Genomic DNA, 23,951 nt, shown 5'->3' on the forward strand with positions numbered 1-23,951 from the left:
TAGCTTTTCACGCTGATATTCCCATCGGGGAAGTCTGCAAAAGTTAACATCACAATATAAAATCTATAAAAAAACCAAAAAAAAACCGGACAAATGTCCGGTTTTTAATGTCTCATCAACTGAGCGCAAGCCAATTAAACGCGATAATTATGCGTTATTGCTTGGAGTGCGGCGACGTGGCGCTGCTGATGCGGCACCATCTTCGCTACGACCACGGAAACCACCGCGATCATTTTTACGCTCACCACCACGACGTGGAGCGCCTGCACCTGCACCACCCGCTGAACTACCTTCTCCACGACGAGGAGCACCACCACCACGACGCTCACGGCGTTCGAATGGTTGAGCTTCACCCATCAGTTGGATCTGCATAGGTTTATTCAGAATGCGTGTACGGCTTAAATGGCTCACTAAATCATTTGGCATGCCTTTTGGCAGTTCAATAGTCGAGTGAGTTCCGAACAGTTTGATGTTACCAATGTAACGGCTGCTGATATCGGCTTCGTTAGCAATCGCACCAACAATGTGACGAACTTCAACACCATCATCGCGGCCAACTTCAATACGGTACAGTTCCATATCGCCGACATCACGACGTTCGCGACGCGCTGGTTTATCACCATTTCGGTCACCGCGATCACCACGGTCACCACGATCGAAACGGTCATTACCACGGCGACGGTCGTCAGAACGGTCATTTGATTCACGACGTGGACGACGTGGAGCTTCTGGTGGCAGGATCAGAGGACGTTCGCCCTGTGCCATTTTCAGCAATGCTGCTGCCAGAGTTTCGATATCTGAATCTTCACCAGGAACTAATTTAGCCAGTAATGCACGATATTGTTCTAAATCAGCACTTTCTAGCTGTTTTTGAACAGTTTCGGCAAATTTAGCTAAACGACGTTCAGTCAGCAGATCTGCATTTGGCAGTTCAACTTCAGGAATAGTCAGTTTCATGGTGCGTTCAATGTTGCGCAGTAAACGACGCTCACGGTTCTCAACGAACAGTAATGCGCGACCAGCACGACCAGCACGGCCTGTACGACCGATACGGTGAACGTAAGATTCAGCATCCATAGGGATGTCATAGTTAACAACTAAGCTGATACGCTCAACATCCAGACCACGAGCCGCAACATCGGTTGCGATCAAAATGTCTAAACGACCATCTTTTAAACGTTCTAATGTTTGTTCGCGCAGTGCTTGGTTCATATCACCATTCAATGCCGCGCTGTTATAACCGCTACGTTCTAAGGCTTCTGCAACTTCTAATGTGGCATTTTTAGTACGCACAAAGATAATCGCTGCATCAAAATCTTCCGCTTCAAGAAAACGAACCAGCGCTTCATTTTTACGCACACCATAAGCAGTCCAGTAGCTCTGAGTAATATCAGGGCGAGTGGTTACGCTAGACTGGATACGGATTTCTTTTGGATCTTTCATGAAACGACGGGTGATACGACGGATCGGATCTGGCATCGTTGCAGAGAAAAGCGCCGTCTGGTGATTTGCTGGGATTTGGCTCATGATGTTTTCAACATCTTCAATAAAGCCCATACGCAGCATTTCATCAGCTTCGTCCAGAACCAGACCTTTTAATTGAGAAAGATCTAAAGTTCCACGTTTCAAATGGTCAAGCAGACGTCCTGGAGTCCCCACGACAACTTGTGGTCCTTGACGCAGTGCACGCAATTGAACGTCATAACGTTGGCCACCATACAGGGCAACAACATTGACACTTTTCATATGTTTAGCAAAGTCACCCATCGCTTCTGAAACCTGAACGGCCAGTTCGCGAGTTGGGGCTAAGACTAAAATTTGCGGCGCTTTTAAGTTAGGATCGATATTGTTCAGCAACGGTACACCGAATGCTGCTGTTTTACCGCTTCCTGTTTGTGCCATACCCAGCACATCTGACCCTTGTAACAGATGAGGGATACATTGTTGTTGAATTGGTGAAGGTTTTTCGTAACCTAAATCACCCAGTGCAGTCAAAATAGATGCTGATAAACCAAGATCAGCAAAAGAGATATCAGTCTCTGTAGTCATGTAAAGGTGCCTCATACTTAATGGCGGCCAGTTTACATAACACAGCGAAAATCGTTTCCGTCATTTTCATTTAAAATGTGAACTGGCTCAAATTATATTATTAAACGAACAGATAAGCCCTCATCGTGTCTAGATGATGACTTAAAATTTTGTGTGAAAATGTTCGTCAGCTATTGCTGGCCCGATTCTGAAAGGTCGTCTTGTTCTTGGCCTAATAGCGCCAATTCCAACAATGCATAGCGGTGTTCAACAAAACTGTGAGCGTTGTTGGCTACCGTCAGTTTGAATAATGCAACCGCATTATTCTTATCCCCCAGACTTAGGTAATTTTTACCTAAATAGAAGTTAGTTTCACTGAGATGTTCAGCGAGCGAAGTGTTATCCATTGAATTTTGTTTTAAACGCTCCATCAATGTATTTTCATTGATGTTCCCTAAATAAAATTCAACGATGTTCCAGCCCCATTGCCCTTTTTCCGATTTGTCATAACGTGCCGACAAGTTAGCTTTCGCTACTTGGGGATCAATTTCTTTTTCCACCAAATAAAGCCATAAGCTACGGAAAGGGTCGTTTGGATCGTCTTGATAATACGCCAGCAGATCATCCTGCGCTAATTTATACCGGCCACCGTAATAAAGTGCGATGCCTCGGTTCATACGCGCGAAATTGTAAGTTGGATCAAGTTCTAATACAGAATCAAACGCTTCATAGGCGGCATCATAGTTGCCTGCCTGCGTAAAGTATATCCCAAGAAAATTAAAAATCTCTGGAATATCAGGACGTATGGCTAACGCAGTCGAAAAATCGTTGCGAGCCAATGCCCTTAAACCGAGACTATCATACAACACACCGCGCTCATATAAAAGCTGTGCGTACTCATCATCGGTCAATGAACGACTCGCAAGGATTTGTTCCATACGAGCCAATATAACTTCCTGTTGCAATGTAGGTTGTAAAGGAATAGCCAGAACTTGATTAGTTCGCCACTCTTTATTACTGCAGCCAATCAATAAGAAAAGAAATGCCGCAGAGATAAGGCGTACAAACGCATTCGCATCCCTTCTCTTAAGACAGATACTGTTCAGCATATTCCGTCCTTACATTGCTACTGGATCTTTTCAGCAAAATTGCTGAACGGTGCCCTTTTTACAGGACACCTGTTTCAAGGTCAACTTATTCCGCTGAGTCTTGTTGTGCAGCAGGAGCTTCTTCCGTTGTAACGGCTTCTTTCATGCTGAGACGGATACGGCCTTGGCGGTCGATTTCCATGACTTTAACTGGAACTTCTTGACCCATTTGCAGATAGTCAGTCACTTTCTCTACACGCTTGTCAGCGATTTGAGAAATATGCACCAGACCTTCTTTACCGCCACCAATTGCAACGAAAGCACCGAAATCAACGATACGCGTTACTTTACCTTGGTAGACGCGATTAACTTCAACTTCTGCGGTAATTTCTTCGATACGACGGATAGCTTCTTTGGCTTTTTCACCATCAGTTGCCGCGATTTTTACAGTACCATCGTCTTCGATTTCGATAGTCGTTCCTGTTTCTTCAGTCAGCGCACGAATAACAGAACCGCCTTTACCAATCACATCTTTGATTTTATCAGAGCTGATTTTGATGGTATGAATGCGTGGTGCAAACTGAGAAATATCATCGCGTGGGCTATTGATAGCCTGTTCCATGACCGTTAGGATATGTAAACGCGCGCCTTTAGCTTGGTTCAGTGCCGCTTGCATGATTTCGCGGGTGATACCCTCGATTTTAATATCCATCTGCAATGCGCTGATACCTTCACGGCTACCGGCTACTTTGAAGTCCATGTCGCCTAAGTGATCTTCATCACCCAGAATATCAGACAGAACTACATAGTTTTCATCTTCTTTAACTAAGCCCATTGCAATACCTGCAACCGCAGCTTTAATTGGCACACCCGCATCCATCAGTGCTAAAGAAGCACCACAGACAGAGGCCATTGAAGATGAACCGTTTGATTCAGTGATTTCAGAAACCACACGGATCGTGTATGGGAATTCAGCCTGAGTTGGCATCACTGCCAATACACCGCGTTTAGCCAAACGACCATGACCAATTTCACGACGTTTAGGTGAACCGACCATTCCAGTTTCGCCCACAGAGTATGGAGGGAAGTTGTAATGGAACAAGAAGCTGTCAGTACGTTCGCCCATCAGCTCATCGATGTTCTGGGCATCGCGTGCCGTTCCCAGAGTTGCGGTAACCAGCGCCTGAGTTTCACCACGAGTAAACAATGCTGAACCGTGAGTACGTGGTAGAACGCCAGTACGTACATCTAACGCACGGATCATGTCTTTTTCACGGCCATCGATACGTGGCTCACCACGTAATACACGGCTACGAACTACTTGTTTTTCTAAACCAGACAGCAGGTCTGAGATTTCAGATGCGTCTAAAGTTTCGTCTTCTGCTAATAATGCGGCAGTAACTTCTTCTTTGATCAGATTAACTTGTGTATAACGCTCTTGTTTTTCAGTGATACGGTAAGCATCGCCTAAACGGCTTTCAGCCAGTGCTGCAACACGATCGCTCAGCGCTTGGTTAACTGGCTCTGGCTGCCAATCCCATTTCTCTTTACCGACTTCTGCAACCAGTGCATTGATATTTTCAATTACCACTTGTTGTTGATCGTGACCAAACACAACTGCACCGAGCATTTCTTCTTCGCTCATCAGTTCTGCTTCTGATTCAACCATCAATACTGCGCCTTCAGTACCGGCAACAACTAAATCCAAACGGCTTTCTTTTAATTCGTCAGCGGTTGGGTTCAGTACATATTGGCCATCAATGAAACCAACACGTGCAGCACCAATTGGGCCATTGAATGGAACACCTGACAGTGACAGCACCGCAGATGCACCAATCATTGCTACGATGTCTGGATTAACTTGTGGGTTAACAGAAACAACGGTAGCGATAATTTGAACTTCGTTTAAGAAGCTGTCTGGGAACAGTGGGCGTAATGGACGGTCGATTAAACGAGCGATCAGTGTTTCGCCTTCGCCAGGACGGCCTTCACGACGGAAGAAACTTCCTGGAATACGGCCTGCTGCGTAAGTACGTTCTTGATAGTTAACAGTTAAAGGGAAAAAGCTTTGCCCTTCTTTAACTTTTTTCTGCGCAACAACAGTAACGAGAACCGCAGTATCGTCCATGTTGACCATAACTGCTGCTGTCGCTTGGCGCGCCATCATACCGGTTTCGATAGTGACTGTGTGTTGACCGTATTGGAATTTACGAATAGTAGGATTTAGCAAAATAGTACCCTTTCTTAGACCACATGATTTCATTCATCTGTGGCATTAGTTTTCTCTTCTTACTACATCCTCGCGACTAATGAGAGGACTGAAACGGGTTATTGATACTCTAGCTGATTAGCTGTTAGTCAATATTCAATACTCTCATTAGCCGCGCGAATCGGTTGTAGCCGAAGAGGCTCATACAATAATAATGTTATTTAACTTCTGTGTGGCTAAATAAAGTTCACTGCTGATTATTTATCAGTCTGACATTAACTTTAGTCAAAACAGTAACGATGTGTTACATCGACCGGATTGAATTTAGCACAAGAAGCTTATTGCTTCACGCCTTATATGCCCACAATACTTTAGTCTATGTGGGATATATAGCCAGCCAATATTAACGCTTTACCCCGAGAAATTCAGGAATAAATTAACCGCCAATCAAAATAGATGCGAGCGGCGCATTCGGCTGATCTAGTTTAACATTTTAGTTAAGTGAATTTCGAGTCTAACTTCACTTGAAATAAAATATTCCGCTATTTAAATAGTATAAATAGTACTTTTCAATATCATTTAAGGAGTAGAAAAGACTATTTCCAAAGCGATTTTTACAACATTAGCTGATATAAAGATCAACTCTATCCAGAAGAAAAGGGGCCAATAGGCCCCTTTCCACTGAAACTTGCTTGATTAGCGACGCAGACCAAGACGCTCTAACAGAGCGGTATAACGTGCAACATCTTTGCTTTTCAGGTAGTTCAGCTGGTTACGACGCTGAGCAACCATACGCAACAGACCACGACGGCTATGGTGATCTTTTTTGTGCTCTGAAAAGTGACCTTGCAGGTGATTAATTTGCGCAGTTAACAGTGCAACTTGAACTTCACTTGAACCAGTGTCGTTTTCGCCACGGCCAAATTCTGCAACAATTTTTGCTTTCGCTTCAGTACTTAGAGACATAATAACTCCAGATGATTGATATATATTAGGTAACGAGAGCCAATCTCTAATTTAGCTTCTCAAAATAAAGCTTAATATTTATAAACCGCCGCTGTCATAACGCTAACTGTTTCTAACCGCACCGGTTCTAATCGAACATATACAGAGAGTCAACATAAAAGCCCAATAACAACCAAAGCCATATAAATAGTTAAGCGGCGTCATTCTACGCTGCTTATCAACACAACGCAATATGACAACCCAACGACGTTATTCGTTGATTGGATTTTCAACGACTAATCGACGTGGGGCAACTAAACCTTCTTCGTTGATCACAGCAATACCAATAAATTTGGCATCATCTCCTCGGGTGACACGTACCATTTCACCTTCTGGCAAGTTGTTTATCGCCGTTCTTACTGGCTGACCTTGCTGGAAATAACCGGCTGTGGTTTCACAAAGATTAACCGCTGGAAAATGCACGACCGCGGTATCCATAGGTAATAATAGAGGGTCTAGCACCTCTTCTAGTGGATGCCCTTGTTGTTCGGCAAGTTCCTTTAATGCGGTTAATTGTTCTAATGTCACCATTCTTTCATACGGATAGTTAGCGACTTGTATGCGGCGCAAATAAATAACATGGGCGCCACATCCGAGAAGTTCACCAAGATCATCGGTAATCGTTCGAATATAGGTGCCTTTAGAACAATGAATTTCTAATTCCAGTTCATCACCTTCCCAGCGAATAAACTGCAATTCATAAACAGTAATCGGACGCGCATCGCGCTCTACCGTTATGCCTTTGCGGGCGTATTCATATAACGGTTTACCTTGATGTTTCAAGGCTGAGTACATTGATGGAACTTGCAGTGTTTCACCGCGGAAACTGTCCAGTGCGGCATCAAGCTGTTCTTGAGTTACATTTACTGGGCGCTCACTGATAATTTGCCCCTGAGAATCAGAGGTATCAGTACGCTGTCCTAGACGCGCAATAACGCGATAGCGTTTGTCTGAATCGAGTAAGAACTGAGAGAACTTTGTCGCTTCACCTAAACACACTGGCAACATACCTGTTGCCAGTGGATCTAGCGCACCAGTGTGACCGGCTTTGTTCGCATTAAACAGACGGCGAACCTTCTGCAGTGCATCATTAGAGGAAATATCTTGCGGTTTATCCAGTAATAATACGCCATGTATATCACGGCCACGACGACGGCGAGCCATTATTTTTCCTCTTGTCCATCTGCATCTACGCGACGTTTTTCATCATCACGTACCACATTAGACACCAGGTTTGACATCCGCATCCCTTCGACTAATGAGCTATCATAAGAGAATGTTAATTCTGGCAATACGCGTAAGCGCATTGATTTTCCTAACAATGAACGAATAAAACCGGCGGCTTCGTTCAGTGCTTTAATGCCATCTTTAACCATTTCAGAATCATGCTCTGCATCCAAAAAGTTTAAAAAGGTCACATAAACTTTGCCGTAGGCTAGATCTCGTGATAATTCGACACCTGAAACTGTCGCCATTCCGATACGAGGGTCTTTAATTTCACGCTGTAGGATAATGGCGATTTCTTTCTGCATTTCCTGAGCGACGCGCTGAGCGCGGGTAAATTCTTTTGCCATCGTTATATCTCCTGACATTTAGGGGGGCATATAGCCCCCCTAACAATATAGTAAGATGAACTTGCGGTAAAATTAACCGTCGATAGAACGTTTGATTTCAATGATCTCAAAGACTTCGATCATATCACCAGGGCGGACATCGTTGTAGTTTTTAACACCGATACCACATTCCATACCGTTACGAACATCACTCACATCATCTTTAAAGCGACGTAATGATTCTAATTCACCTTCGTAAATAACTACGTTATCACGCAGAACGCGAATTGGGTTATTACGTTTAATCGTACCTTCAACCACCATACAACCAGCAACGGCACCAAATTTCGGTGATTTAAACACATCACGAACTTCAGCCAGACCGATGATTTGTTGTTTGTATTCAGGTTCAAGCATACCACTCATTGCCTGTTTGATTTCATCAATCAGGCTATAGATAACCGAGTAGTAACGCAAATCAACACTTTCACTTTCAATGACACGACGTGCAGATGCATCAGCACGAACGTTAAAGCCCAGGATGATGGCATTTGATGCTGCAGCCAGTGAAGCGTCAGTCTCTGTGATACCACCCACACCTGAACCGATGATTTTAATTTTAACTTCATCAGTAGACAGTTTTTGCAGTGAGTCAGTAATGGCTTCACAGGTTCCCTGAACATCGGTTTTCAGTACGATATTCAATTCAGAAACTTTACCTTCTTCCATGTTCGCAAACATGTTTTCCAGTTTAGATTTCTGCTGGCGAGCCAGTTTCACATCACGGAATTTGCCTTGACGATACAGAGCAACTTCACGTGCTTTTTTCTCATCGCGAACGACTGTTGCTTCATCACCGGCAGAAGGAACGCTGGACAGACCCAGAATCTCGACTGGCATTGATGGGCCGGCAGTTTGAACTTCTTTACCTAATTCGTTGCGCATTGCACGAATACGGCCATATTCAAAACCACACAGTACGATATCACCTTTGTTCAATGTACCTTCTTGAACCAGGATAGTCGCAACTGGACCACGGCCTTTATCAAGATAAGATTCAATGACAACACCGCTTGCCATACCTGTACGAACAGCGCTCAGTTCAAGAACTTCAGCTTCTAACAGGATAGCTTCCAGCAGTTCATCAATACCGGTACCTTTCTTCGCTGAAACATTAACGAATTGGTTTGTTCCACCTAATTCTTCAGAGAAGATACCGTATTGCATTAATTCATTTTTGACGCGTGAAGGGTCAGCTTCAGGTTTATCCATTTTGTTGATAGCAACAACAACTGGAACGCCTGCGGCTTTCGCATGCTGAACTGCTTCAACCGTCTGAGGCATAACGCCATCATCTGCAGCAACAACCAGAACCACGATATCCGTTGCTTGTGCACCACGAGCACGCATTGAAGTAAATGCGGCGTGTCCCGGAGTATCAAGGAAGGTAATCATGCCTTTATCAGTTGTTACATGATAAGCACCGATATGCTGGGTAATCCCGCCCGCTTCGCCAGAGGCGACTTTTGTTGAGCGAATATAATCCAGTAATGAGGTTTTACCATGGTCAACGTGACCCATAATGGTAACCACTGGTGGACGTGGCTCTGCGATTGATTCGCCGCCTGTATCACGGTCGCTCAGGATAGCTTCTTCTAATTCGTTTTCACGACGCAGAATAACTTTATGTCCCATTTCTTCCGCAACCAGTTGAGCAGTTTCCTGATCAATAACCTGGTTAATCGTTGCCATAGCGCCCATTTTCATCATAGTTTTGATGACCTGAGAGCCTTTAACTGCCATTTTATTAGCCAGTTCAGCAACAGTAATGGTTTCACCAATGATAACGTCACGGTTTACTGCAGCAACGGGCTTGTTAAAGCTCTGTTGCAGTGAGCTACCTTTACGGTTCTTTTTAGATTTACCATTACGACCGACAGCACGCTCTTCTTCGCGATCTGCTTTCTCAGAAAGTTTATTGCCTTTCTTTTGACGCGGAGCTTTAGTCGTACGGTTACGTGTGCGACGACCTTCTTCTTTTGCGTCACTCTCGTCTTCTGCTTCTTGAGCATGACGATAAGTGGTTGTATGGTAATCGGTTACTTCTTCAGTTGGTGCTTCTTCAGTAACTGGATTTTCTGCGGCCATACGGCGAGCCTCTTCAGCAACACGAAGCGCATCGGCTTCGACTTTACGACGAACTTCTTCTTCGGCTTTGCGTTTTAATTCCGCAGCTTCCGCTTCAAGACGTTGTTTTTCACTGATTACTTCACCGGTTTTGCCTGATTTCTGTTGGTTTTCGCTTTGTTTCACTTTCTCTATTTCCGCTGCTTCGCGCTTAGCTTTTTCAGCTGCTTCACGTCTTGCTTTATCTTCGGCGTTACGCTTTGCTTCTGCGTCACGTTGTGCTTTCTCTTGTGCATCACGTTTCGCTTTTTCTTCCGCTTCGCGTTGTGCCTTTTCTTCAGCTTCGCGCCGTGCTTGCTCTTCCGCTTCACGCTTCGCCTGCTCTTCCGTTTCTGCTTGTTCTACAGCATCGCGGTTAACATATGTGCGTTTTTTGCGGACTTCGATATTTACCGATTTGCTTTTGCCACCGGTGACGGGGACACTCAACGTACTACGAGTCTTCCGTTGTAGTGTCAATTTACTCGGCTGACCTGCTGTACCGCCTTGTTCGCGATTCAGATGTGCCAGCAAAGTTTCTTTTTCATTCTGACTAACAGAGTCACTCTCACCTTTTTTGATCCCTGCGTCAGCAAATTGCTGTACCAGGCGTTCAACTGAGGTTTGAATTTCTGCTGCCAATGATTTTACAGTTTCTGTCATTCCATTCCTTCCTGCTACAGTGATTATGCATCGTTACCAAACCAGCAGATATTACGTGCAGCCATGATGAGTGTACCCGCTCTCTCATCATCCAGACCTTCGATATCAGTAAGGTCGTCGATGCCCTGTTCAGCAAGATCTTCCAGAGTACAGATACCATGAGCCGCTAATTCATAGGCCAATGCGCGTTCCATACCTTCTAGAGTTAATAAATCTTCCGCAGGCTGATTATCGCCTAAGCTCTCTTTTTGAGCTAATTCCAGCGTAGTTAGGGCTGCTTTTGCTCTTTCACGCAGAACTTCGATAGTCTCTTCATCAAGACCTTCAATTTCCAGAAGTTCGCTGATAGGCACGTAAGCTAGTTCTTCTAACGTAGAGAAGCCTTCTTCTACCAGTGTAGTGGCAAACTCTTCATCAATATCAAGATGCTTAGTAAATGTATCAATAGAAGCATGTGCTTCCGCTTGATGTTTTGCATTCAGCTCATCGTCAGTCATGACATTTAGTTCCCACTTGTCATTACCACGATGTATTTTCAGTAATTGCGCCGCTAAGCGTACGTTTTGTCCATTACGGCCAATCGCCTGTGCCAAATTACTGCTTTCAACAGCAACATCCATTGTGCAATTATCTTCATCAACCACAATAGAAGCAACATCTGCTGGAGCCATTGCATTAATCACGAATTGCGCTGGGTTATCATCCCATAATACGATATCAATTCGTTCACCGCCCAGTTCACTGGAAACGGCTTGTACTCGCGCGCCACGCATACCAACACACGCACCCACTGGGTCAATACGTTTGTCGTTGGTTTTTACAGCAATTTTAGCACGAGAACCAGGATCACGAGCTGCGGCTTTGATTTCAATAATCTCTTCGCCGATTTCCGGTACTTCGATGCGGAACAGTTCAATCAACATCTCAGAACGTGAGCGAGTCACAAATAATTGTGCTCCACGCGCTTCTGGACGAACATCATACAGTACACCGCGAATTCGGTCACCTGGACGGAAATTCTCACGTGGCAACATATCTTCACGCAGGATAACAGCTTCAGCGTTGTTACCTAAATCTAAGGTAATGTTATCACGATTTACTTTTTTAACCTGAGCGGTGATGATTTCACCTTGTTGCTCACGGAATTGTTCAACAACCATCGCACGCTCTGCTTCGCGAACTTTTTGTACGATAACTTGTTTAGCCGTTTGCGTAGTAATACGGTCAAATACAACAGATTCAATCTCATCTTCAACATAATCGCCTAACTGCATTGAAGGATCATCGAAATTTGCGGCTTCAAACGTAATTTCGCGAGTCGGCATAGTGACTTCATCAACCACTAACCAACGACGAAAAGTCTCAAAATCGCCGGATTTACGGTCGATACTGACACGAACTTCAATTTCTTGCTCATACTTTTTCTTGGTGGCAGTTGCTAGAGCAGTTTCAAGTGCCTCGAAGATTTTTTCACGAGGAAGGGATTTTTCATTAGAAACCGCTTCCACAACAGCCAGAATTTCTTTGTTCATCCTAGTTGCCTCATTGAACTTAATTAAAAGTGGGGTACCAGGTTAGCTTTCTGGATGTTGCTCAACGCGAACACTTCATCCTTACCATCCACAGTAACCGTTATCATTTCACCATCAACGGCTTTAATTATACCTTGCCATTTACGGCGGTTCTGCATTGCAATGCGTAAAACCACTGTCGCCTCTTCACCGATATAACGAACAAATTGTTCGGCGGTAAAGATAGGACGGTCTAGACCTGGTGACGAAATTTCCAGGTTATAAAGTACAGCTATGGGATCTTCTACATCCAATACCGCACTGACCTGGTGGCTAACATCAGCACAATCATCAACAGTGATGCCATCTTCACTATCAATGTAAACACGTAGTGTTGAAACACGTGCACGGATAAACTCAAGGCCAACAAATTCAAAGCCTAAAGCCTCTACAGGTGCTGAAATCATCTCTGTTAATTTTTGATCTAATGTGGACAAGCCCACCCCCAGACATAAAAAAAGGGCTATAAAAGCCCAGTTAATTCGGTTGTCAAATAACAAAAAACCCCGAAATTCGGGGCTTAAGTAACTGGACCCTGTAGTGTCAACGGGTTCAACCAGTTTCTTAGTAATCTTTTAAAATTAGAGTTAATCGTGTAAATACCGATAAATGCATTTGAAAAGATAGTTGACTAAGAAGTGGTTGCGGGAGCCGGATTTGAACCGACGACCTTCGGGTTATGAGCCCGACGAGCTACCAGACTGCTCCATCCCGCGTTCGAAAACGTGACATATACTACGCTGATAACCTGCAAATCGCAAGCTATACAAATAATGGTGCCGAGAAGGGGACTTGAACCCCTACGCCCGTTTTGTAGGCACTACCACCTCAAGGTAGCGTGTATACCAATTTCACCACCTCGGCACAGAAATGAGATTATTCGCTTTTTTAACAATCTCATTTTTAAACTTTACTTTACTACTTTCGATAATTTGGTATCGACACAAAATTATCTATTTGGAATCTAGGACACTTAACGTGGAATATCACTCGTTGGTGTCGCTGGTGCTACCGGAACGTCTGTTGGTCGCTCGACTTTTGCCGGTTCGCTAATGTTTTCCCATTCGCTACCAGTTCCATACTTATTGGCGGTCATATTGCCTAAAGTTAAACTGATAATGAAAAACAGCGCTGCAAAGATCCCAGTCATACGAGTCATGAAGTTACCAGAACCCGATGAACCAAACAGTGTTGCAGAAGCACCCGCACCGAAAGAAGCACCCATGTCAGCGCCTTTACCCTGCTGGAGCATTATCAGAGCAACAAGCCCAATCGCAACTAGCAAGAAAACAATTAAAAGAGCTACGTACATTTGAGTTACCTATTTTCAATAGCGGTTCATAACTTAATCGTTATGACAAAATAACTGCACACCTACTCACTTACCCTTAACAGGAATGAGCGGGTGTGGATATTAACGAAAGCCGGGCTGACAAGCAAGAGTATTTTCATTTAAATCGACTATTTGCGGAAAAAAACACCAGTAATTACACCGCTATTTATGTTCAACTTATGGTCATTATTTTTCTATATAGTTTTATATATAACTTTCTATATAGTCTACCTCTTGAGAGTCTACCCCTTGCTGCCTAACATCAATAATATCATTAAGCGTATTAATAAAGCAAAACACGCCTAATGATCATTATCATTTTATCGATGGATTTATGGCTAATTTATTAATAAATAACCATTAACCGGCCATTTTAACCGCATCAGCAATACGGTGCGCCATAGCTGTCACTTCGGCCTCATTTTCGCCTTCGACCATCACACGAATTAATGGCTCAGTGCCTGATTTTCTGAGTAATACTCGTCCTTTACCCGCCAACTCTTTGACCACTTGTTCATTCACATTTTGTACTAATTCTGACTGTAATGGGTCATGAGATCCGGAAAAACGTACATTGACCAGTATCTGAGGTAGTAACTTCATACCACTGCATAAGTCATGCAAACTCATATGGTTACGTACCATAGCGCTTAAAATTTGTAAGCCCGCAACAATCCCGTCACCAGTGGTCGTTTTATCCAGTAAAATAACATGGCCTGAATTTTCTGCACCCATGCGCCAGCCTTTTTCTTGAAGTTTTTCAAGAACATAGCGATCACCAACTTTCGCGCGTTCGAAAGGAATACCCAGTTGCTTTAACGCAATCTCTAATCCCATATTACTCATTAAGGTGCCAATAACACCACCGCGTAGTTGCCCTTGGCGTAGAGCTTCGCGAGCAATAATATACAAAATTTGATCGCCGTCGACTTTATTACCTAAATGGTCAACCATTATAATTCGGTCGCCATCACCATCAAAGGCTAAACCAACATGAGCTTTCTCTTCGAGAACATGTTTTTGTAATAAGCGCACATCGGTTGCACCGCACTCTTCATTGATATTAATACCGTTTGGCTCGCAACCAATAGCAATAACTTCTGCGCCGAGCTCGCGCAATACATTCGGTGCAATGTGATAAGTTGCACCATTAGCACAATCAATGACAATTTTTAATCCACCCAAGCTTTGGTCACTTGGAAAGGTACCTTTACAGAACTCAATATAACGACCAGCAGCATCAACGATACGATTCGCACGCCCTAATTCTGCAGATTCAACGCAAGTAATCGGTTTTTCCATCTCAGCTTCGATAGCTTCTTCTACATCGTCCGGTAATTTAGTGCCATCAATGGAGAAAAATTTAATCCCGTTATCGTAATATGGATTATGTGAGGCAGAAATTACAATTCCTGCTTCAGCACGAAATGTACGGGTTAAATAGGCGACCGCAGGGGTTGGCATTGGTCCGGTAAACGAAGCAGATAATCCCGCTGCCGCTAAACCAGCTTCTAATGAGGATTCCAGCATATAGCCTGAAATTCGAGTATCTTTACCAATAATGATTTTACGTGAACCATGACGCGCTAAAACCTTTCCAGCCGCCCAACCTAATTTTAAAACGAAATCTGGAGTGATCGGGCTATCACCTACTTTGCCTCGAATACCATCTGTCCCAAAATATTTACGGTTACTCATAAGATTATTTTTCCTTGTTTGACAGGGTAGCCTGCACGATTTTTATCGCTTGTACGGTTGCTTTGACATCATGGACACGCAAAATTTGAGCTCCTTGCATCGCAGCAATAACTGCACATGCGAGGCTGCCTTCGAGCCGTTCCTTAGGGGGAACATTTAATAATTGCCCGATCATAGACTTACGCGACATTCCTGCCAATACGGGAAGTCCGAAATCGTGGAATTCCATCAAATTCGCTAATAACTGATAATTATGGGTTAAATTTTTGCCGAAACCAAATCCTGGATCAAGGATGATGTTATTTTTTTTAATTCCAGCCTTCACGCAGCGCTCTATCTCATCAGCAAGATACTGTTTTACTTCCTGAACTACGTTGTCATAATCAGGCGCATCTTGCATAGTACGAGGTTGCCCTTTCATATGCATCAAGCATACAGGTAATTGCAATTTTGCGGCAGCAGCTAATGCACCTTCTTCGTGTAACGAACGAATATCATTAATAATATGCATACCCGCTTTTGCGGCCTCAAGCATTACTTCAGGCTTTGAAGTATCGACTGAAATCCAGACATCAAACCGGCTAGCTATTGCCTCAACCACCGGGATTACACGGTCTAATTCTTGTTGCACAGAAACTTCTGCTGCCCCTGGACGCGTTGATTCGCCACCAATATCTATAATCGATGCACCTTCAGTCATCATTCTTTCAGCATGAACTAACGCATCCTGATAACGATTATGACTCCCCCCATCAGAAAATGAATCAGGGGTAATATTGAGGATCCCCATCACTTGGGGAGTCGTTAAATCAAGTATCGAATTTCTTGCGCTAATTATCATGATGTATTTTATCCTGACGTAAAAAACCCCAGTGGCCTGGGGTTTTAAGTAGAGAGTTAATCAATACGGGGAAGAATAACGTGGCATTTCTGCCCACCAAATTTATTCGTCTTTATTATCCGTATTATCTTTATTCTCGTTAGTACTGTCCTGAGCCTGATCTTGCTGTTGACCATCAGTCTTAGGCTTTTCATCTTTGGTGCCTGTACCGAAAGAACCGGTCACATTTGCGACTAATTTATCTGCATCCCAACCCGCAGGTTCACGAACTGGGCGACGATTCATTAAGTCATCAATCTGAGGAATATCGATAGTTTCGTATTTAATCAGAGCGTCTTTCATGGCATGGAGAATATCCAAGTTTTCTGTCAGTACGTTGTAAGCTCTTTTGTAATTACGATCTAATATCGATTTAATTTCTTCATCAACAATGCGATTGGTCTCATCAGAGATATGCTGTGAGTTTCCAGCAGAACGGCCTAAAAATACTTGCCCTTCTTCTTCAGAATAGAGCATCGGCCCTAATTTATCTGAGAATCCCCACTGAGTAACCATTTTGCGTGCAATATTGGTTGCTTGCTGAATATCACCAGAAGCGCCTGTAGAGACACGTTCACGGCCATAAATTAGCTCCTCTGCAATACGTCCACCGTAACAACTTGAAATGTTACCTTCAAGTTTCTGACGGCTAGCGCTCACTTGGTCACCTTCCGGCAGATAGAATGTTACACCCAATGCTTGGCCACGAGGAATAATCGTTACTTTATGCACTGGGTCATGCTCTGGCATTAAATGACCAATAATCGCATGTCCAGCCTCATGGTAGGCAGTGGCTTCTTTCTGTTCTTCCGTCATAATCATTGAACGGCGTTCAGCGCCCATCCAAATCTTATCTCGCGCTTTCTCAAACTCAACCATTGATACTACGCGTTTATCCGCGCGGGCAGCAAATAGTGCAGCTTCGTTGACAAGGTTTGCCAATTCAGCCCCTGAGAAACCAGGAGTAGCACGTGCAAGAATAGAAGTATTAACATCCGGATCTAACGGCACACGGCGCATATGAACTTTCAGTATTTGTTCACGACCACGGACGTCTGGTAAGCCAACCATGACTTGACGGTCAAAACGGCCTGGACGCAATAACGCAGGGTCAAGAACATCAGCGCGGTTAGTTGCCGCAATAACGATAATACCTTCGTTACCTTCGAATCCATCCATTTCAACAAGCATTTGGTTCAGAGTCTGTTCGCGTTCATCATGACCGCCCCCTAAACCCGCACCACGCTGACGACCTACCGCATCAATCTCATCGATAAAGATGATACAAGGCGCAGATTTTTTAGCTTGTTCAAACATATCACGGACACGAGATGCACCGACACCGACAAACATTTCAACAAAGTCAGAACCTGAGATAGTAAAAAATGGCACTTTGGCTTCACCAGCAATCGCTTTTGCCAGCAAAGTTTTACCGGTACCAGGAGGCCCTACCATCAGGATGCCTTTTGGAATTTTACCGCCAAGTTTTTGGAAACGGCCTGGGTCACGTAGAAACTCAACGACTTCCCCGACTTCTTCCTTGGCTTCATCACAGCCTGCAACGTCTGCAAAGGTGGTTTTAATCTGATCTTCAGTCAGCATTCGAGCCTTGCTTTTACCAAAGGACATCGCACCTTTACCACCACCGCCTTGCATTTGACGCATGAAGAAAATCCATACACCAATCAATAGCAACATTGGGAACCAAGAAATGAAGATTGAAGTCAATAGACTTGGCTCTTCTGGTGGTTCGCCAACAACGGTGACATGTTTATTCAACAACGTGTCTAATAGCTTCTCATCCTGCATAGGGATGTAGGTTGTATAGCGGCTATTGTCAGCCTTTCTGACATTAATTTCACGACCGGTGATACGAACTTCACGCACCTGATCCTGGGCTATCTCGTTGATAAAAGTAGAATAATCTACCCTGCGACTATTCGAATCGCTTGGGCCAAAACTCTGGAACAAGGACATCAAAACTACTGCGATGACTAACCAGAGAATCAGGTTTTTCGCCATGTCACTCAAGGGATTAACCTCATATTACAACAGTGTTAACAAATAACGTTCAGGGGACTATAGTTTCCGCCCTGTCGCTACAATGTATACTTCACGTGAACGGGCGCGCGAAGATTCGGGTTTACGAACTTTAACTTTCGTAAACAGGGAGCGGATTTCCCTTAGGTATTCATCAAAGCCTTCTCCCTGAAATACTTTGACAATAAAACTTCCCTTAGGGGCCAGTACATCACGGCACATATCTAATGCAAGTTCAACTAGATACATGGATCGAGGAATATCGACCTCGGGTGTGCCACTCATATTTGGGGCCATATCCGACATGACGACTTGGACTTTTTTGTCACCAACCCTTTCTAATAACGCCTTAAGTACTGCTTCATCGCGAAAATCTCCTTGCAGGAAATCAACACCGACGATTGGGTCCATCGGTAATAGGTCACAAGCAATTACTCGGCCACTTTGGCCTATCTGACTAACTACATACTGTGACCAACCACCAGGTGCGGCGCCTAAATCAACAACGGTCAAACCTGGTTTAAATATTTTATCGCTTTGCTGAATTTCATCCAGTTTAAACCATGCACGAGAGCGAAGCCCTTTTTTTTGTGCCTGCTGAACATATTTATCACTAAAATGCTCTTGCAACCACCTAGATGAACTTGCCGAACGTTTTTTATTGGCCATTGTTCTTTCCAACTATACTAGTAGAGTTACATCTGTTTTACTGCTCGGATCACATCAAATATACATAATTGATGGTGATAGATATCAGATGGCGTTAGAATAAGCCAATTTCAATCCTAACAAAGCAAATAATCGATGACTCTTAACAAAAAACAAATTCAACACCTGAAAAGTCTTGCTCACCATTTGAACCCTGTCGTCATGATTGGTAACAATGGTCTGACGGAAGGCGTTCTAGCTGAGGCTGAGCTTGCATTAACACATCATGAGCTTATCAAAGTAAAAATCGCAGGCGAAGATCGTGATACTAAAAATTTGATCGCTAATGCGATTGTTCGTGAAACTGGTGCAATTAATGTACAAATTATAGGAAAAATACTGGTTCTTTACCGCCCTTCGGCAGCCAAGAAAATTATTTTACCTAAATAATTATTTAGCATTTATACAAAAATGCCATAACACCATACATTAAGTGAAGTAAAAAAGGCCGGCAAAGGCCTTTTTTACTTTAAAACTTCTAAAGAATATAACTAATTCATATAAATAGGAATCAGATATACTCAACTTTAAGAATTTCGTACTCCACATCACCGCCAGGCGTTTTGATCACTACCACATCATCAACTTCTTTACCGATAAGGCCACGCGCTATCGGTGAATTTACAGAAAGTAAATTCTCTTTAATGTCCGCTTCATCATCACCTACGATGCGATAAGTCTGTTCTTCGTCTAACTCAACATTAAAAACAGTTACCGTAGCGCCAAAGATAACTCGCCCAGTATTGGTCATTTTAGTGACATCAATAACCTGAGAATGCGAAAGTTTGGCTTCAATTTCTTGAATTCGACCTTCACAAAAACCTTGCTGTTCACGCGCTGCATGATACTCAGCATTTTCTTTAAGATCACCATGTTCACGCGCATCGGCAATGGCAGTAATTATTTCCGGGCGGCGGACAGATTTTAAATATTCCAGCTCTTCACGTAATCTATTCGCACCACGTACCGTCATTGGAATCTGTTTCATTGATAAATACCTCTGATTCTTTCCTAAGCAAAAATAAGTATCTTCCTGATTTTTGTTACAACAGCATACTAGGCACCTGTGTAAACAAAGGCGCCAGACAATAAACAGGGATGTAATCTTGCAGCTTCAGCACGTGATTACGATCTTATCTTATCATATTGACCCAGCATTTTAACGTAGACTTAATATGGGGTCATCGTTTACTTTTTCACGCATTACACTTTAGTATGTAGTTTATGTCCACCCTGAAGCGTAAAACTTATGTCTTTATTTACTAGAAGCAAAAAATTCATACTTTCAGCTGGTCTGATATTGACCACTTATCAGTCCATGGCAATTCCCATTGATAAATATAAAGAATATTTACCTGATGGTACGAATTTGGCATTAGTCGCTCAAAAAGTGGGGAGCGATACGCCAATCTTTGATTATAATTCGCAGCAAATGGCGCTTCCAGCCAGTACGCAAAAAGTCGTTACCGCACTTGCCGCTTTACTGCAACTTGGCCCCGATTTTCGCTTCGTCACCAGCTTTGAAACCAATGCATCATTAAAGGATAATACGCTCAATGGCGATTTGGTAATTCGTTTTACCGGTGATCCCACGTTAACACGCCAGCAAATCCGTAATATGGTTAACGCCTTAAAACAACTAGGCATTAGAAAAATTAACGGCGATTTAATTGTCGATATATCTGCATTTGCCAGCCACGATAAAGCCCCAGGCTGGGTATGGAACGATATGACGCAGTGTTTTAGTGCCCCGCCAAGTGCCGCGATTGTTGATAGAAACTGTTTTTCTGTTTCACTTTATAGCGCGGATAAACCCGGAGAAATGGCCTATATAAAAACAGCCTCATTTTATCCGGTAAATATGTTTAGTGAAGTAAAAACATTAGCAAAAGGTGCACCTGAAGCACGTTATTGTGAACTGGATGTGGTTCCCGGGGAATTAAATCGCTATACATTAACCGGATGTCTTACACAGCGTAGTGAACCGCTCCCTCTCGCGTTTGCAGTGCAGAATGGGGCCAGTTATTCTGGCGCTATCGTCAAAAATGAATTAATTAATGCAGAAATTGAGCTGGTTGGGCATATCAAAAAACGTACTCTTCCCGCAGCACCAGAACAAGTTTTAGTCAAAACAGAATCAAAACCACTGCATGATTTACTAAAAGTGATGCTAAAAAAATCAGATAACATGATAGCCGATACCGTATTTCGTACCATAGGACGCGATTATTTTGGTGTTCCAGGGACTTGGCGCTCAGGATCCGATGCGATTAGACAGATCCTCAAACAAAAAGCGGGGATCGATTTAGGTAATACCGTCATGGTCGATGGCTCAGGTTTGTCTCGGCACAATTTGATCACACCAGCTACGATGATGAAAGTATTACAATTTATCGCTAAAAATGATGACCAACTAGATTATATCTCGATGCTACCGCTGGCGGGGCATGACGGTACATTACGTTACCGTGGCGGTTTTGATCAAGCTGGCGTTAATGGCAAGGTTTCTGCAAAAACAGGGGCGCTACAAGGGGTATATAATCTAGCAGGCTTTATGACAACGGCTAACGGGCAGAAAATAGCTTTTGTTCAATATATTTCTGCTTATGCTGTCCCCCAGAGTGAACAACGCAGCCGGAGAGTTCCTCTGGTGCGTTTTGAAAGCCGACTGTACAAAGATCTCTACCAAAGTAATTAATCGTGCTTAATGGCCTACAAGCCATTTTATCGATAGCAAAAAGGCGCCATCAGGCGCCTTTTTATCACTGTTACCTTGGGTCTGCTTTATTAACTAAAAAACAGCGAACCAAAACGTTAAAATGCATTATTTTTTATAAATAAATTCAATGCCTTCTTCGTCTTCTTCGTCCCAATCATCCCAGTCGTCATCAATATCATCTTCGGCGCTAGCCAGTTGCTCTTTATGGTAATCATCCCACATAAATTCAACTTTTTCTGGCTGACTTTCGTCATCTGTCGTAACCATATCACGCGGCTGAGTATTCATGAATTCCATGATATCCCAACAAAGTTCCTTAACTCCGTGATGGTTTACCGCAGAAATCATATAATATTTACCGTCCCAATCTAAAGCCTTAGCGATAGATTCAGCACGTTCCTTCGCTTCTTCTTCGCTGATTAAATCAACTTTATTGAAGACTAACCAACGCGGTTTTTCAGCTAATTTTTCACTGTATTTTTCCAATTCACCGACGATGATCTTAGCATTTTCTACCGGATCTGATTCATCTATCGGGCAGATATCGATCAGGTGCAATAAAATGCGGCAGCGCTCTAAGTGCTTAAGGAAACGGATCCCCAAGCCAGCACCTTCGGCAGCGCCTTCAATCAACCCTGGAATATCAGCGACGACGAAACTTTGATGATTGTCCATACGAACAACACCGAGACTTGGTACTAACGTAGTAAATGGATAATCAGCTACTTTTGGTTTCGCGGCTGATACCGAGCGGATAAACGTTGATTTGCCTGCATTTGGCATGCCTAACATACCGACATCGGCCAGAAGCATTAATTCCATCATCAGTTCACGAACTTCACCGGGAGTTCCCATGGTTTTTTGACGCGGGGCACGGTTGACTGAAGATTTAAAACGCACATTTCCTAACCCGTGGAATCCGCCCTTAGCAACCATCAAACGCTGCTCATGACGGGTCATATCTCCAAGTATCTCGCCAGTGCCTAAATCGCGAATACGCGTACCTACAGGCACTTTAATCGTAATATCTTGTCCACGTTTACCGGTACAGTCACGACTTTGTCCATTCTGCCCACGCTCAGCGCGGAAAGATTTTTCAAAGCGATAATCAATCAGGGTATTGAGGTTTTCATCAGCGAGCAGGTAAACATCACCACCATCACCGCCGTCCCCACCATCAGGCCCCCCTCTTGGAATATATTTTTCGCGACGGAAACTGACACAACCATTGCCACCATCCCCCGCAACAACTAGTATTTTGGCTTCATCTACAAATTTCATAAAGTATTTCTCCATATGATAGCCATTATAATGCTGGATGGTCGCGTGACCCAGAGATGGCGTATTTTTAAATATAAAAAGCCCCGCAAAATCTTTTGCAGGGCTTTAACTTGTGTAAAGGTCTGAAAACTTATTCAGCTTCGATGCTGATAAATTTACGATTTTTAGGACCTTTAACTTCAAATTTTACTTTTCCGTCTGCTAATGCAAACAGAGTGTGGTCACGACCGCAACCTACGTTGCTGCCTGCGTGGAACTTAGTACCACGTTGACGTACGATGATGCTACCTGCTAATACAGCTTCACCACCAAAACGTTTCACACCCAGACGTTTCGCTTCGGAATCGCGACCGTTACGAGTTGAACCGCCAGCCTTTTTGTGTGCCATTAATCTGCTCTCCTAATCTTAAGCGATGACAGTGATTTTTACATCAGTGAACCACTGACGGTGGCCCTGCTGCTTACGGCTATGTTTACGACGACGGAATTTGACGATTTTAATTTTATCGCCACGACCGTGTGCAACCACTTCCGCTTTCACTTTAACGCCTTCAACAACAGGAGCGCCAATTTTGATATCGTCGCCATTAGCAACCATCAGGACCTGGTCAAATTCAACAGTTTCACCTGTTGCGATGTCCAGCTTTTCCAGGCGAACAGTTTGACCTTCGCTAACTCGGTGTTGTTTACCACCACTTTGGAAAACCGCGTACATATTAACTCCGCTTTCCGCGTACTTCTACTAGATATATTACATTCTAGAGCACGCTATAAATATTCACAATAGGGCGCGAATTCTACGCAAAAAAGCATCAGAAGACAAGTATATAATGCGTTCGGATTACAAAAAATACGACTTTTTTGTAAGATCTTTACTTTTCATGCCGTTTGATAAATTAATAAGCTTTAAATGTCATTTCATTAAGCATAATTTGAAGTACAATCAGCCAATCTTCTATTTATTGATGCTATGCTAAAAAAGATAGCGGTTCTAAAAATAGAGCCAAAA

General features: G+C 43.4%; 20 protein-coding genes and 2 tRNA genes. 2 read left to right on the forward strand and 20 right to left on the reverse strand.

Annotation, left to right across the window (positions count from 1 at the left end; translation table 11 throughout):
* Nucleotides 1-147: 147 nt before the first annotated feature.
* The 16 genes from MNY66_RS14300 to rlmE all read right to left on the reverse strand — a co-directional run bounded on the left by MNY66_RS14300 (nucleotide 148) and on the right by rlmE (nucleotide 18,903).
* Nucleotides 148-2,049 (reverse strand): DEAD/DEAH family ATP-dependent RNA helicase, encoded by a 1,902-nt coding sequence (locus MNY66_RS14300; protein WP_047257501.1) that lies wholly within the window; start codon nucleotides 2,047-2,049, stop codon nucleotides 148-150.
* Nucleotides 2,050-2,219: 170 nt separating this feature from the next.
* On the reverse strand, nucleotides 2,220-3,137 hold the full coding sequence (nlpI, locus tag MNY66_RS14305; RefSeq protein WP_082120852.1) for a lipoprotein NlpI: 918 nt from the start codon (nucleotides 3,135-3,137) through the stop codon (nucleotides 2,220-2,222).
* A gap of 85 nt (nucleotides 3,138-3,222) precedes the next feature.
* Nucleotides 3,223-5,346, reverse strand: coding sequence for a polyribonucleotide nucleotidyltransferase (gene pnp / locus MNY66_RS14310; protein ID WP_053907169.1), 2,124 nt, complete (start codon nucleotides 5,344-5,346; stop codon nucleotides 3,223-3,225).
* Between the two features lie 675 nt (nucleotides 5,347-6,021).
* Entirely contained in the window at nucleotides 6,022-6,291 is a 270-nt protein-coding gene (gene rpsO, locus MNY66_RS14315) for a 30S ribosomal protein S15 (protein WP_047257502.1), read from the reverse strand.
* A gap of 249 nt (nucleotides 6,292-6,540) precedes the next feature.
* Nucleotides 6,541-7,494, reverse strand: coding sequence for a tRNA pseudouridine(55) synthase TruB (gene truB, locus MNY66_RS14320; protein WP_053907089.1), 954 nt, complete (start codon nucleotides 7,492-7,494; stop codon nucleotides 6,541-6,543).
* Complete coding sequence (gene rbfA / locus MNY66_RS14325) at nucleotides 7,494-7,904, reverse strand: 30S ribosome-binding factor RbfA (protein ID WP_047257504.1); 411 nt, start codon at nucleotides 7,902-7,904, stop codon at nucleotides 7,494-7,496. Before rbfA ends, truB begins: the two co-directional genes overlap by 1 nt.
* 72 nt (nucleotides 7,905-7,976) lie before the next feature.
* Entirely contained in the window at nucleotides 7,977-10,712 is a 2,736-nt protein-coding gene (infB, locus tag MNY66_RS14330) for a translation initiation factor IF-2 (protein ID WP_047257505.1), read from the reverse strand.
* A gap of 23 nt (nucleotides 10,713-10,735) precedes the next feature.
* Nucleotides 10,736-12,244, reverse strand: coding sequence for a transcription termination factor NusA (gene nusA / locus MNY66_RS14335; RefSeq protein WP_047257506.1), 1,509 nt, complete (start codon nucleotides 12,242-12,244; stop codon nucleotides 10,736-10,738).
* 23 nt (nucleotides 12,245-12,267) lie between these two features.
* Entirely contained in the window at nucleotides 12,268-12,720 is a 453-nt protein-coding gene (gene rimP / locus MNY66_RS14340) for a ribosome maturation factor RimP (protein WP_047257507.1), read from the reverse strand.
* 202 nt (nucleotides 12,721-12,922) lie between these two features.
* A tRNA-Met gene (locus MNY66_RS14345) sits at nucleotides 12,923-12,999 on the reverse strand.
* A gap of 58 nt (nucleotides 13,000-13,057) precedes the next feature.
* A tRNA-Leu gene (locus MNY66_RS14350) sits at nucleotides 13,058-13,147 on the reverse strand.
* A gap of 109 nt (nucleotides 13,148-13,256) precedes the next feature.
* The gene (secG, locus tag MNY66_RS14355) at nucleotides 13,257-13,595 is read right to left on the reverse strand and encodes a preprotein translocase subunit SecG (RefSeq protein ID WP_047257508.1); all 339 of its coding nucleotides are present in this window, start codon (nucleotides 13,593-13,595) and stop codon (nucleotides 13,257-13,259) included.
* Between the two features lie 381 nt (nucleotides 13,596-13,976).
* Nucleotides 13,977-15,314 (reverse strand): phosphoglucosamine mutase, encoded by a 1,338-nt coding sequence (gene glmM / locus MNY66_RS14360; RefSeq protein ID WP_047257510.1) that lies wholly within the window; start codon nucleotides 15,312-15,314, stop codon nucleotides 13,977-13,979.
* 4 nt (nucleotides 15,315-15,318) lie between these two features.
* Nucleotides 15,319-16,155 carry a dihydropteroate synthase gene (gene folP / locus MNY66_RS14365; protein ID WP_047257511.1) on the reverse strand — a complete coding sequence of 279 codons (837 nt, stop codon included), beginning with the start codon at nucleotides 16,153-16,155 and terminating at the stop codon, nucleotides 15,319-15,321.
* A 102-nt stretch (nucleotides 16,156-16,257) separates the two neighbouring features.
* Complete coding sequence (ftsH, locus tag MNY66_RS14370) at nucleotides 16,258-18,216, reverse strand: ATP-dependent zinc metalloprotease FtsH (protein ID WP_047257512.1); 1,959 nt, start codon at nucleotides 18,214-18,216, stop codon at nucleotides 16,258-16,260.
* 57 nt (nucleotides 18,217-18,273) lie between these two features.
* A complete protein-coding gene (gene rlmE, locus MNY66_RS14375) occupies nucleotides 18,274-18,903 on the reverse strand; it encodes a 23S rRNA (uridine(2552)-2'-O)-methyltransferase RlmE (protein WP_047257513.1) in 630 nt (209 codons plus the stop codon).
* 135 nt (nucleotides 18,904-19,038) lie between these two features.
* On the opposite strand from rlmE, the gene yhbY reads away from it, so the two are divergent.
* A complete protein-coding gene (gene yhbY / locus MNY66_RS14380; RefSeq protein ID WP_047257514.1) occupies nucleotides 19,039-19,332 on the forward strand; it encodes a ribosome assembly RNA-binding protein YhbY in 294 nt (97 codons plus the stop codon).
* A 121-nt stretch (nucleotides 19,333-19,453) separates the two neighbouring features.
* Here the strand turns inward: yhbY and greA are convergent, their stop codons facing one another.
* The gene (greA, locus tag MNY66_RS14385) at nucleotides 19,454-19,930 is read right to left on the reverse strand and encodes a transcription elongation factor GreA (RefSeq protein ID WP_047257515.1); all 477 of its coding nucleotides are present in this window, start codon (nucleotides 19,928-19,930) and stop codon (nucleotides 19,454-19,456) included.
* 330 nt (nucleotides 19,931-20,260) lie between these two features.
* Here greA and dacB point away from each other — a divergent pair, with 330 nt between their 5' ends.
* Entirely contained in the window at nucleotides 20,261-21,640 is a 1,380-nt protein-coding gene (gene dacB / locus MNY66_RS14390) for a serine-type D-Ala-D-Ala carboxypeptidase (protein WP_414738801.1), read from the forward strand.
* Between the two features lie 126 nt (nucleotides 21,641-21,766).
* Here the strand turns inward: dacB and cgtA are convergent, their stop codons facing one another.
* From cgtA to rplU, 3 genes are all read right to left on the reverse strand, one after another.
* A complete protein-coding gene (gene cgtA / locus MNY66_RS14395) occupies nucleotides 21,767-22,942 on the reverse strand; it encodes an Obg family GTPase CgtA (protein WP_047257517.1) in 1,176 nt (391 codons plus the stop codon).
* Between the two features lie 130 nt (nucleotides 22,943-23,072).
* On the reverse strand, nucleotides 23,073-23,330 hold the full coding sequence (rpmA, locus tag MNY66_RS14400) for a 50S ribosomal protein L27 (RefSeq protein ID WP_004241388.1): 258 nt from the start codon (nucleotides 23,328-23,330) through the stop codon (nucleotides 23,073-23,075).
* Between the two features lie 18 nt (nucleotides 23,331-23,348).
* Nucleotides 23,349-23,657 (reverse strand): 50S ribosomal protein L21, encoded by a 309-nt coding sequence (gene rplU, locus MNY66_RS14405; protein ID WP_047257518.1) that lies wholly within the window; start codon nucleotides 23,655-23,657, stop codon nucleotides 23,349-23,351.
* Nucleotides 23,658-23,951 lie beyond the last annotated feature (294 nt).

The sequence above is a fragment of the Moellerella wisconsensis genome, from assembly GCF_022592395.1.
GTDB classification, from domain to species: domain Bacteria; phylum Pseudomonadota; class Gammaproteobacteria; order Enterobacterales; family Enterobacteriaceae; genus Moellerella; species Moellerella wisconsensis.

Bases quoted from the DNA above. Each gene is read 5' to 3' on its own strand.
- MNY66_RS14300 (WP_047257501.1), bottom strand. From the start codon at position 2,049: ATGACTACAGAGACTGATATCTCTTTTGCTGATCTTGGTTTATCAGCA.
- nlpI (WP_082120852.1), bottom strand. From the start codon at position 3,137: ATGCTGAACAGTATCTGTCTTAAGAGAAGGGATGCGAATGCGTTTGTA.
- rpsO (WP_047257502.1), bottom strand. From the start codon at position 6,291: ATGTCTCTAAGTACTGAAGCGAAAGCAAAAATTGTTGCAGAATTTGGC.
- truB (WP_053907089.1), bottom strand. From the start codon at position 7,494: ATGGCTCGCCGTCGTCGTGGCCGTGATATACATGGCGTATTATTACTG.
- rbfA (WP_047257504.1), bottom strand. From the start codon at position 7,904: ATGGCAAAAGAATTTACCCGCGCTCAGCGCGTCGCTCAGGAAATGCAG.
- infB (WP_047257505.1), bottom strand. From the start codon at position 10,712: ATGACAGAAACTGTAAAATCATTGGCAGCAGAAATTCAAACCTCAGTT.
- nusA (WP_047257506.1), bottom strand. From the start codon at position 12,244: ATGAACAAAGAAATTCTGGCTGTTGTGGAAGCGGTTTCTAATGAAAAA.
- secG (WP_047257508.1), bottom strand. From the start codon at position 13,595: ATGTACGTAGCTCTTTTAATTGTTTTCTTGCTAGTTGCGATTGGGCTT.
- glmM (WP_047257510.1), bottom strand. From the start codon at position 15,314: ATGAGTAACCGTAAATATTTTGGGACAGATGGTATTCGAGGCAAAGTA.
- folP (WP_047257511.1), bottom strand. From the start codon at position 16,155: ATGATAATTAGCGCAAGAAATTCGATACTTGATTTAACGACTCCCCAA.
- ftsH (WP_047257512.1), bottom strand. From the start codon at position 18,216: ATGGCGAAAAACCTGATTCTCTGGTTAGTCATCGCAGTAGTTTTGATG.
- rlmE (WP_047257513.1), bottom strand. From the start codon at position 18,903: ATGGCCAATAAAAAACGTTCGGCAAGTTCATCTAGGTGGTTGCAAGAG.
- yhbY (WP_047257514.1), top strand. From the start codon at position 19,039: ATGACTCTTAACAAAAAACAAATTCAACACCTGAAAAGTCTTGCTCAC.
- greA (WP_047257515.1), bottom strand. From the start codon at position 19,930: ATGAAACAGATTCCAATGACGGTACGTGGTGCGAATAGATTACGTGAA.
- dacB (WP_414738801.1), top strand. From the start codon at position 20,261: ATGGCAATTCCCATTGATAAATATAAAGAATATTTACCTGATGGTACG.
- cgtA (WP_047257517.1), bottom strand. From the start codon at position 22,942: ATGAAATTTGTAGATGAAGCCAAAATACTAGTTGTTGCGGGGGATGGT.
- rpmA (WP_004241388.1), bottom strand. From the start codon at position 23,330: ATGGCACACAAAAAGGCTGGCGGTTCAACTCGTAACGGTCGCGATTCC.
- rplU (WP_047257518.1), bottom strand. From the start codon at position 23,657: ATGTACGCGGTTTTCCAAAGTGGTGGTAAACAACACCGAGTTAGCGAA.